Here is an 8,794-nt window from a genome sequence, read left to right on the forward strand (position 1 = left end):
TTAAGTGCGCCTCCTTTCTTCTAGCGTTATATTACCAAACGTAGCAGACAACTTCGCCGCCGGATTTAGCTTGGCGAGCTTCTTTGTCTGTCATGATACCTTTGGAAGTCGAGATGATCGCGATACCCAAACCGCCGAGTACACGTGGAACTTCATTGCTCTTCGTGTAGACGCGCAGACCTGGTTTACTGATTCTTTTCAGACCAGTGATAACACGCTCATTGTTGGAACCGTACTTCAGGAAGATACGGATAATCCCTTGTTTGTTATCTTCGACGAACTCTGCATCACGGATGAAACCTTCACGCTTCAGAATGTCCGCGATTTGTTTTTTCATCTTCGAAGCAGGCATTTCTACTGTCTCGTGACGCACAGTGTTGGCGTTACGAATACGAGTAAGCATATCTGCAATTGGATCAGACATAGTCATTGTGTGTAAACCTCCTTCCCGTTCAGGACTTTTTACCAGCTTGCTTTTTTCACGCCAGGAATCTGGCCTTTATAAGCTAATTCACGGAAACAAATTCTGCAAATTTTGAACTTTTGCAGGACCGAATGTGGACGTCCGCAACGTTCACAACGAGTGTATGCACGTACTTTGAATTTCGGTGCACGTTGCTGTTTAACTTTCATCGAAGTCTTTGCCACTTAGCCTGACACCTCCTAGATATTATCGGAGAAAAGGGAGTCTTACGACGCCCGGAACGTTAAGCCGTCATTACTTTGCAAAAGGCATGCCCAGTTGAGTCAGAAGCTCACGGGACTCTTCATCTGTCTTAGCAGTTGTTACGATAACGATGTCCATACCGCGGACTTTATCCACTTTATCGTACTCGATCTCAGGGAAGATCAGCTGCTCTTTCAGGCCCAGTGTGTAGTTACCGCGGCCGTCGAACGCTTTGTTCGATACGCCTTGGAAGTCACGTACACGTGGCAGAGTGATGTTGAACAATTTGTCCAGGAAGTAGTACATGCGATCTCCACGCAGTGTAACTTTAACCCCGATCGGCATGTTCTCACGCAGTTTGAAACCTGCGATGGATTTTTTAGCACGAGTGATGACAGGTTTTTGACCTGCAATCAGTTCCATGTCGGCTACAGCGGAATCAAGCACTTTGGAGTTTTGGACAGCGTCGCCCACACCCATGTTGATTACGACTTTTTCCAGTTTAGGAACTTGCATTACTGTGCTGTAGTTGAACTTCTGCAGCAAAGCAGGAGTAATCTCATTCAAATAACGTTCTTTCATTCTTGCAGTCATGAAAGTTGGTCCTCCTTTCTTAAGCGATTGTATTAGTCGATGATTTCTCCGGAACGTTTAGCAACGCGTACTTTCTTACCGTTGTCCAATACTTTGTAACCTACACGGGTTACTTTTCCGCTCTTCGGATCAACGTGCATTACGTTGGAAACGTGAATTGGAGCTTCTTTCTCGATGATGCCGCCTTGCGGGTTCAGCTGGTTAGGCTTCTGGTGTTTTTTGATCATGTTCACACCTTCAACAAGGACACGGTTCTCACGAGGATAAGCAGCGATGACACGGCCTTTTTTACCTTTGTCTTTACCGCTGATAACAATAACTGTATCGTCCTTTTTCACGTGCAGTTTGTTGTTATGGGACTCCAGAACTTTTTTCACTCTTGGCATTTCGTACACCTCCTGTTTCGTGCATTTGCAAACAAAACTACGTGCCCAATCACTCGGGTGCTATTAGATAACTTCCGGAGCCAAGGAAACGATTTTCATGAAATCTTTGTCGCGAAGTTCACGAGCAACAGGTCCGAAAATACGAGTTCCGCGAGGGCTTTTATCTTCCTTAACAACAACCGCTGCGTTTTCGTCAAAACCGATGTAAGATCCGTCTTTACGGCGAACGGAACGTTTAGTACGAACCACAACCGCTTTAACTACATCACCCTTTTTGACAACGCCGCCTGGTGTTGCTTGTTTTACGGAGCAAACGATCAGGTCACCGATTTGAGCTGTACGACGTCCAGTACCACCCAGGACACGGATACACATCAGTTCCTTCGCACCGGAATTGTCGGCTACGGCCAAACGTGTAAATGGTTGAATCATTTAGATTTCCTCCTTTCGGCAAAAACTGCTTAGGCTTTAGATGATAACCGCTTTTTCAGTTACTTCTACGAGTCTCCAGCGCTTATCTTTGGAAAGCGGACGAGTTTCCATGATTTTCACAGTGTCACCGATTTTCGCAGTGTTGTTCTCGTCATGTGCTTTGAACTTCTTAGTGTATTTAATGCGTTTATGGTAGAGATCATGTTTTTTGTAAGTTTCTACAGCAACAACGATCGTTTTCTCCATTTTATCGCTGACCACTTTACCGATTAATACTTTACGGTTATTGCGTTCGCTCATTGTTGGCCTCCTTCCTGATTACAGACGGACTGTCCACCCGGTCTGCTATCTTAGCTAATCCCTAGTTCTCTTTCACGGATGATCGTTTTGGCACGAGCAATCTCGCGGCGTACATCACGAATACGAGTCGGGTTATCAAGCTGACCGGTAGCGAGTTGAAAGCGGAGGTTAAAGAGTTCCTCTTTAAATCCTGCAATCTTCTGCTCAATTTCAGCAGTAGTTAGGTTGCGGATATCACTAGCCTTCATTTACTTCACCACCCAATTCTTCACGTTTCACAAACTTCGTTTTGATAGGCAGTTTATGAGCGGCAAGACGCATTGCTTCACGAGCAATCTCTTCCGGTACACCAGCAAGTTCAAACATGATCTTACCAGGTTTCACTACTGCTACCCATTTCTCAACGTTACCTTTACCGCTACCCATCCGGACTTCGAGAGGCTTTTGAGTAATCGGTTTGTCAGGGAAAATCTTAATCCAAACTTTACCACCACGTTTGATATAACGTGTCATTGCAATACGGGCAGCCTCGATCTGACGGTTCGTGATCCAAGCTGGTTCCGTTGCTTGCAGGCCGTATTCGCCAAAGTTCAGCGTAGTGCCGCCTTTAGCTTGACCTTTCATGTGACCGCGCTGTTGCTTGCGGTGTTTTACGCGTTTTGGTACCAACATGATTAGTTGCCTCCTTCCTGAGCAGCTTGTTTCTTAGCCGTAGGAAGAACCTCTCCACGATAGATCCATACTTTTACGCCGATACGGCCATAAGTAGTATGAGCCTCTGCTGTACCATAGTCAATGTCGGCACGAAGCGTATGAAGTGGAACAGTTCCTTCGCTGTAGCCTTCCGTACGAGCGATCTCGGCTCCGCCAAGACGTCCGCTAGCTGAAGTTTTAATCCCTTTTGCTCCGGAACGCATAGTTCTTTGAATTGCTTGTTTCAGTGCACGACGGAAAGAAACGCGACGTTCCAGCTGTTGTGCAATGCTTTCTGCAACGAGAATAGCGTCCAGCTCAGGGTTTTTAATTTCGGAAATGTTAATGTGAACTTTTTTACCGCCTGCGATTTTGGTGATTTCACCACGCAGAATTTCTACTTCGGAACCACCCTTACCGATAACCATACCTGGTTTCGCAGTGTGGATCGTTACGTTCACACGGTTAGCTGCTCTCTCGATCTCAATGCGGGATACAGCAGAGTCTTTCAACTTGTTTTTCAGGTGCTCACGGATCTTAACGTCTTCCAGCAAAAGATCACCGAAATCTTTGCCTGCATACCATTTAGATTCCCAGTCACGGATAATTCCGACACGGAGTCCGACTGGATTTACCTTTTGGCCCACACGTTTTCCCTCCTTATTTTTCAGATACCACCAAAGTGATGTGGCTAGTACGTTTGTTAATCCGGCTTGCGCGACCCATCGCACGAGGACGGAAACGTTTCATCGTTGGACCTTGGTTAACATAAGCCTGGGAAATAACCAGTTTGTTAACGTCCAAAGAGTAGTTGTGCTCAGCGTTAGCGATCGCTGAGTTCAAGAGCTTCTCAACAACAGGAGAAGCGGATTTCGGAGTATGGCGAAGGATTGCGATCGCTTCACCGACTTGCTTACCGCGAATCAAGTCAACAACGAGTTGAACTTTACGAGGAGCAATCCGTATAAACTTGGCATGTGCTTTTGCTTCCATTGTTTTACCTCCTCTCAACATTTGCGTTGTTCAATTTATCTTCTTGTCTTCTTATCGTCATCTGTATGGCCTTTGTACGTACGGGTTGGAGCGAACTCGCCCAGTTTGTGTCCGACCATGTCTTCAGTAACGTATACCGGTACATGTTTGCGTCCATCGTATACACCGAAAGTGTGTCCGATGAATTGAGGGAAAATTGTGGAGCGGCGGGACCAAGTTTTGATAACTGCTTTCTTGTCCGTTTGATCCAGTACTTCAACCTTCTTCAACAGGTACCCGTCAACGAAAGGTCCTTTTTTAAGACTGCGACTCATATATGAATCCTCCCTTCATCCAATGTTCTCGCTCAAGCTAAAGCCAAAAGTAAAGTATTACTTCGTGCGGCGACGAACGATATATTTGTCAGAAGCTTTTCCTTTTTTACGTGTCTTGTAACCAAGGGTTGGTTTACCCCAAGGAGACATAGGCGATTTGCGTCCGATAGGAGCGCGGCCTTCACCACCACCGTGTGGGTGATCGTTAGGGTTCATTACTACACCGCGGACTTCAGGGCGTTGACCCAACCAGCGGCTACGGCCTGCTTTACCGATTTTCACGAGCTCGTGATCTTCGTTACCAACAGAACCGATTGTAGCACGGCAAGTTTTCAGAATGCGACGAACTTCCCCAGAAGTCAGGCGGATCGTTACATACTTCTCTTCTTTACCGAGCAATTGAGCTTCTGTACCAGCAGCACGAACCAATTGGCCGCCTTTACCTGGTTGCAGCTCGATGTTGTGGATAACTGTACCTACTGGAATGTTTTCCAGCGGAAGAGCATTACCGATTTTGATATCGGAGTCTGCGCCAGATACCACTTGATCTCCAACTTTCAGACCTTTAGGAGCGATGATGTAACGCTTCTCGCCGTCTGCATAGTGGATCAGAGCGATGTTGGAAGTACGGTTCGGGTCATACTCGATTGTAGCAACGCGGCCCGGTATTCCATCTTTGTTACGTTTGAAGTCGATGATACGGTATTTACGTTTGTGTCCGCCGCCTTGATGACGAACTGTAATTTTACCTTGGTTGTTGCGGCCCGCTTTTTTGCTCAAAGGCGCCAGCAACGATTTCTCCGGCTGATTTGTTGTGATTTCTTCAAAAGAAGAAACGGACATTGCACGTCTTGCCGGGGATGTCGGTTTGTACTTTTTGATAGGCACTAGTTTTCCCTCCTTACTTACACAGTTTCAATTATACCGATTCAAAAAACTCAAGCGGCTTACTGTCTTGGCTCAGCGTTACGAATGCTTTTTTCCATTCGCTAGTGTAGCCATTGTAACGGCCGTAACGTTTTGGTTTCGCTGGTACGCGAAGCGTGTTAACGTTAGCCACTTTCACGTTGAAAATAGCTTCTACAGCTTGCTTAATCTCGGTTTTGTTCGCACGGATGTCGACTTCGAATACATATTTGGATTCGTTCATCATGTCAGCTGTACGTTCAGTGATAACCGGACGTTTGATAATATCACGAGGATCTTTCATTACGCGAGCACCTCCTCTACCTTCTGAACTGCTTCTTTCGTAATGATCAGTTTGTCGTGCCCAAGCACGTCAAGAACATTAATGCCGTCAGCGGCTACGAATTTCACACCAGGAATATTACGAGCGGAAAGAGCCACATTATCATCATAGCTAGGAGTTACGATCAGCACTTTGCGATCAACCTTCAGGTTGTTCAGAATTGCTGCGAACTCTTTCGTTTTTGGAGTTGCCAGGGACAGAGCATCCAATACGATGATTTCGTTATCCACAACTTTGGAAGACAGAGCGGATCTGATAGCCAGACGACGAACTTTCTTCGGCAGTTTGAAGGAGTAGCTGCGTGGAGTTGGTCCGAAGACTACGCCGCCGCCTTTCCATTGTGGTGAACGGATGGATCCTTGACGAGCGCGACCTGTACCTTTTTGTTTCCAAGGCTTACGTCCGCCGCCACGTACTTCAGAACGTCCTTTTACTTTGTGTGTACCTTGACGCACAGCAGCTTGCTGGAGCAGAACTGCTTCATGCATAGCGTGCACGTGTGGTTGAATACCAAACACTGTATCGTTCAGCTCGATTTCGCCCACTTGGCTACCGCTGACATTATAAAGTGCTACTTTTGGCATTTTGTGTTCCTCCTTTCTTCAGTCGATTATTTTTTCACCGTTTCTTTAACATTTACGAAGCTGTTTTTAGGACCCGGAATGGAACCTTTAACGAGCAGTACGTTACGTTCTGCATCGACTTTAACAACTTCAAGACGTTGGATTGTCACTGTGTCATGACCCATATGTCCTGGCAGGCGTTTACCTTTAGGAACGCGGTTCGCTTGAATGGAACCCATGGAACCAGGTCCGCGATGGTAGCGGGAACCGTGAGACATTGGTCCAGTGCTTTGTCCCCAACGTTTGATAACGCCAGCAAAGCCTTTACCTTTGGAAATGCCCGTTACGTCAACAAATTCGCCCTCAGTGAATACGTCAGCTTTCAGTTCTTGGCCAACTTCATATCCAGCGAGATCAATACCGCGAATTTCACGAACGTAGCGCTTAGGAGCAGTGTTAGCTTTTTTCGCATGTCCTGCTTCAGGTTTGTTGGAGTTTTTCTCTTTTTTGTCGGAGAAACCGAGCTGTACTGCTTCGTAGCCGTCATTCTCCAGGTCTTTCTTTTGCAAAACAACACAAGGACCTGCTTCGATCACCGTTACAGGAATTACATTACCTTCTGGGGTAAACACTTGAGTCATTCCGAGTTTTTTTCCTAAGATACCTTTCATGTTGACACCTCTTTTCCCTTCTTAAATCAGCTATTGCTGCTTGTATTACAATTTAATTTCGATATCTACACCGGACGGCAGGTCCAAGCGCATCAAGGCATCCACAGTTTGTGGAGTCGGGTTAACAATGTCGATCAGACGCTTATGTGTGCGCATTTCGAACTGTTCCCGGGAATCCTTGTACTTGTGTACCGCACGGAGAATGGTAATCACTTGTTTTTCAGTTGGCAGCGGGATTGGACCGGATACACCAGCACCGGAACGCTTTGCTGTCTCAACAATTTTCTCAGCGGATTGATCAAGAATTCTGTGGTCGTAAGCTTTCAAACGAATACGAATTTTTTGCTTTGCCATTATATTTCCCTCCTTCTATCGCCCAATTTATTATCGGACATACTCCGTGAAAATTTTCTAACCACTCTCCCATGGCAAAGGGGCCGGGTGTGTCAGTAACCTCTCACATCATCGCACAGTCACAGAACAACATTTATTATTATATATAAGAGATGGGCATATTGCAAGCATAATCTAAAAAAAACTTTGCTATACCCTAAACATGCCATAAAACAGAAAAAGCTCTAATCCCATAAGGATCAGAGCTCCTCTTATCGTTACAGTACACTGTTGCTCGTTCCAGTACAATGTTGCTCTATTCAAGACTTGAAAGTCTTTATTATTTGGAGATTGTTGCTACGGAACCTGCACCAACTGTACGGCCGCCTTCACGAATGGAGAACTTAGTTCCTTCTTCAATCGCGATTGGGGAAATCAGTTGAACAGTAACCGTGATGTTATCACCAGGCATTACCATTTCAGTACCTTCTGGCAGGTTGATGATACCAGTAACGTCAGTTGTACGGAAGTAGAACTGTGGACGGTATCCAGTGAAGAAAGGCTTATGACGGCCACCTTCTTCTTTTGTCAGAACGTAGATTTGTGCAGAGAATTCTGTGTGTGGTTTAACAGAACCTGGCTTTGCAAGAACTTGACCGCGTTCGATTTGGTTACGGTCAACACCGCGAAGCAGTGCACCAATGTTGTCGCCAGCTTGAGCGGAGTCAAGCAATTTGCGGAACATTTCTACGCCTGTTACTACGGATTTTTTAGTTTCTTCTTGGATACCAACGATTTCGATCTCTTCGCCGACTTTAACAGTACCACGCTCTACACGGCCTGTAGCAACAGTACCACGACCAGTGATGGAGAATACGTCCTCGACAGGCATCAAGAAAGGCTTGTCAGTTTGACGCTCAGGCAATGGGATGTAAGTGTCGATTGTTTCGAACATTTCAACAATCTTCTTAGCCCAGTCGCCATCAGGGTTGTTGAGGGCTTCACGAGCGGAACCACGAGTGATTGGAGTATCGTCGCCTGGGAACTCATATTCGTTCAACAGGTCACGTACTTCCATTTCAACCAGTTCCAGAAGCTCTTCGTCTTCAACCATGTCGCATTTGTTCAAGAATACAACGATGTAAGGTACGCCTACTTGGCGGGAGAGCAGGATGTGCTCGCGAGTTTGCGGCATTGGGCCGTCAGCTGCGGATACAACCAGGATCGCTCCGTCCATTTGAGCCGCGCCAGTGATCATGTTTTTAACATAGTCGGCGTGACCTGGGCAGTCAACGTGTGCATAGTGACGGCTAGGAGTCTCATATTCAACGTGAGCTGTGGAGATTGTGATACCGCGCTCGCGCTCTTCTGGAGCTTTGTCAATTTGGTCGAATGCTACAGCAGCACCACCGTAAGTTTTGGACAATACAGTTGTGATTGCAGCAGTCAGAGTTGTTTTACCATGGTCGACGTGACCGATAGTACCAATGTTAACGTGCGGTTTATTACGTTCGTATTTAGCCTTTGCCATTTGAACGTTGCCTCCTTAATATTATAAGTATATTGGGCCGCTGGATTACTGCAGTTCACACCACAGAA

At 46.2% G+C, this 8,794-nt stretch carries 17 protein-coding genes; all 17 read right to left on the reverse strand.

Annotated features, from left to right (window positions below; genetic code table 11):
* Nucleotides 1–31: 31 nt before the first annotated feature.
* Nucleotides 32–430 carry a 30S ribosomal protein S8 gene (rpsH, locus tag Q5741_RS18270; protein ID WP_305025560.1) on the reverse strand — a complete coding sequence of 133 codons (399 nt, stop codon included), beginning with the start codon at nucleotides 428–430 and terminating at the stop codon, nucleotides 32–34.
* A 32-nt stretch (nucleotides 431–462) separates the two neighbouring features.
* Nucleotides 463–648 carry a type Z 30S ribosomal protein S14 gene (locus Q5741_RS18275; protein ID WP_010348808.1) on the reverse strand — a complete coding sequence of 62 codons (186 nt, stop codon included), beginning with the start codon at nucleotides 646–648 and terminating at the stop codon, nucleotides 463–465.
* A 70-nt stretch (nucleotides 649–718) separates the two neighbouring features.
* Nucleotides 719–1,261, reverse strand: coding sequence for a 50S ribosomal protein L5 (gene rplE / locus Q5741_RS18280; protein WP_305025561.1), 543 nt, complete (start codon nucleotides 1,259–1,261; stop codon nucleotides 719–721).
* Nucleotides 1,262–1,293: 32 nt separating this feature from the next.
* Nucleotides 1,294–1,647 carry a 50S ribosomal protein L24 gene (gene rplX, locus Q5741_RS18285; protein WP_305025562.1) on the reverse strand — a complete coding sequence of 118 codons (354 nt, stop codon included), beginning with the start codon at nucleotides 1,645–1,647 and terminating at the stop codon, nucleotides 1,294–1,296.
* A 63-nt stretch (nucleotides 1,648–1,710) separates the two neighbouring features.
* Entirely contained in the window at nucleotides 1,711–2,079 is a 369-nt protein-coding gene (rplN, locus tag Q5741_RS18290; protein ID WP_305025563.1) for a 50S ribosomal protein L14, read from the reverse strand.
* Between the two features lie 36 nt (nucleotides 2,080–2,115).
* Nucleotides 2,116–2,379, reverse strand: coding sequence for a 30S ribosomal protein S17 (gene rpsQ / locus Q5741_RS18295; protein WP_305025564.1), 264 nt, complete (start codon nucleotides 2,377–2,379; stop codon nucleotides 2,116–2,118).
* A 50-nt stretch (nucleotides 2,380–2,429) separates the two neighbouring features.
* Complete coding sequence (rpmC, locus tag Q5741_RS18300) at nucleotides 2,430–2,627, reverse strand: 50S ribosomal protein L29 (RefSeq protein ID WP_305025565.1); 198 nt, start codon at nucleotides 2,625–2,627, stop codon at nucleotides 2,430–2,432.
* Nucleotides 2,617–3,051: a 50S ribosomal protein L16 gene (rplP, locus tag Q5741_RS18305; protein ID WP_305025566.1), complete on the reverse strand. Its 435-nt coding sequence runs from the start codon at nucleotides 3,049–3,051 to the stop codon at nucleotides 2,617–2,619. Before rplP ends, rpmC begins: the two co-directional genes overlap by 11 nt.
* Nucleotides 3,052–3,053: 2 nt before the next feature.
* Entirely contained in the window at nucleotides 3,054–3,719 is a 666-nt protein-coding gene (rpsC, locus tag Q5741_RS18310) for a 30S ribosomal protein S3 (protein WP_305025567.1), read from the reverse strand.
* Between the two features lie 13 nt (nucleotides 3,720–3,732).
* Nucleotides 3,733–4,065, reverse strand: coding sequence for a 50S ribosomal protein L22 (gene rplV / locus Q5741_RS18315; RefSeq protein WP_047914085.1), 333 nt, complete (start codon nucleotides 4,063–4,065; stop codon nucleotides 3,733–3,735).
* A 35-nt stretch (nucleotides 4,066–4,100) separates the two neighbouring features.
* Nucleotides 4,101–4,379, reverse strand: a complete 279-nt coding sequence (gene rpsS, locus Q5741_RS18320) for a 30S ribosomal protein S19 (RefSeq protein ID WP_305025569.1) — start codon at nucleotides 4,377–4,379, stop codon at nucleotides 4,101–4,103.
* A gap of 57 nt (nucleotides 4,380–4,436) precedes the next feature.
* On the reverse strand, nucleotides 4,437–5,267 hold the full coding sequence (gene rplB, locus Q5741_RS18325; RefSeq protein WP_305025570.1) for a 50S ribosomal protein L2: 831 nt from the start codon (nucleotides 5,265–5,267) through the stop codon (nucleotides 4,437–4,439).
* A 31-nt stretch (nucleotides 5,268–5,298) separates the two neighbouring features.
* Nucleotides 5,299–5,589, reverse strand: coding sequence for a 50S ribosomal protein L23 (rplW, locus tag Q5741_RS18330; protein WP_305025571.1), 291 nt, complete (start codon nucleotides 5,587–5,589; stop codon nucleotides 5,299–5,301).
* Complete coding sequence (rplD, locus tag Q5741_RS18335) at nucleotides 5,589–6,212, reverse strand: 50S ribosomal protein L4 (protein ID WP_305025572.1); 624 nt, start codon at nucleotides 6,210–6,212, stop codon at nucleotides 5,589–5,591. The genes rplW and rplD overlap by 1 nt, the downstream gene beginning before the upstream one ends.
* A 26-nt stretch (nucleotides 6,213–6,238) precedes the next feature.
* Nucleotides 6,239–6,862 (reverse strand): 50S ribosomal protein L3, encoded by a 624-nt coding sequence (rplC, locus tag Q5741_RS18340; protein ID WP_305025573.1) that lies wholly within the window; start codon nucleotides 6,860–6,862, stop codon nucleotides 6,239–6,241.
* A gap of 45 nt (nucleotides 6,863–6,907) precedes the next feature.
* Nucleotides 6,908–7,216 (reverse strand): 30S ribosomal protein S10, encoded by a 309-nt coding sequence (gene rpsJ / locus Q5741_RS18345; RefSeq protein WP_006676490.1) that lies wholly within the window; start codon nucleotides 7,214–7,216, stop codon nucleotides 6,908–6,910.
* Nucleotides 7,217–7,535: 319 nt separating this feature from the next.
* Complete coding sequence (tuf, locus tag Q5741_RS18350) at nucleotides 7,536–8,726, reverse strand: elongation factor Tu (protein ID WP_305025574.1); 1,191 nt, start codon at nucleotides 8,724–8,726, stop codon at nucleotides 7,536–7,538.
* Between the last annotated feature and the right edge of the window lie 68 nt (nucleotides 8,727–8,794).

Source organism: Paenibacillus lacisoli, from assembly GCF_030580655.1.
Taxonomy (GTDB): Bacteria; Bacillota; Bacilli; order Paenibacillales; family Paenibacillaceae; genus Paenibacillus; species Paenibacillus lacisoli.

Bases quoted from the DNA above. Each gene is read 5' to 3' on its own strand.
- tuf (WP_305025574.1), bottom strand. From the start codon at position 8,726: ATGGCAAAGGCTAAATACGAACGTAATAAACCGCACGTTAACATTGGT.
- rplD (WP_305025572.1), bottom strand. From the start codon at position 6,212: ATGCCAAAAGTAGCACTTTATAATGTCAGCGGTAGCCAAGTGGGCGAA.
- rplN (WP_305025563.1), bottom strand. From the start codon at position 2,079: ATGATTCAACCATTTACACGTTTGGCCGTAGCCGACAATTCCGGTGCG.
- rplX (WP_305025562.1), bottom strand. From the start codon at position 1,647: ATGCCAAGAGTGAAAAAAGTTCTGGAGTCCCATAACAACAAACTGCAC.
- rpsJ (WP_006676490.1), bottom strand. From the start codon at position 7,216: ATGGCAAAGCAAAAAATTCGTATTCGTTTGAAAGCTTACGACCACAGA.
- rplW (WP_305025571.1), bottom strand. From the start codon at position 5,589: ATGAAAGATCCTCGTGATATTATCAAACGTCCGGTTATCACTGAACGT.
- rplE (WP_305025561.1), bottom strand. From the start codon at position 1,261: ATGACTGCAAGAATGAAAGAACGTTATTTGAATGAGATTACTCCTGCT.
- rplP (WP_305025566.1), bottom strand. From the start codon at position 3,051: ATGTTGGTACCAAAACGCGTAAAACACCGCAAGCAACAGCGCGGTCAC.
- rpmC (WP_305025565.1), bottom strand. From the start codon at position 2,627: ATGAAGGCTAGTGATATCCGCAACCTAACTACTGCTGAAATTGAGCAG.
- rpsS (WP_305025569.1), bottom strand. From the start codon at position 4,379: ATGAGTCGCAGTCTTAAAAAAGGACCTTTCGTTGACGGGTACCTGTTG.
- rplV (WP_047914085.1), bottom strand. From the start codon at position 4,065: ATGGAAGCAAAAGCACATGCCAAGTTTATACGGATTGCTCCTCGTAAA.
- rpsQ (WP_305025564.1), bottom strand. From the start codon at position 2,379: ATGAGCGAACGCAATAACCGTAAAGTATTAATCGGTAAAGTGGTCAGC.
- rplC (WP_305025573.1), bottom strand. From the start codon at position 6,862: ATGAAAGGTATCTTAGGAAAAAAACTCGGAATGACTCAAGTGTTTACC.
- rpsH (WP_305025560.1), bottom strand. From the start codon at position 430: ATGACTATGTCTGATCCAATTGCAGATATGCTTACTCGTATTCGTAAC.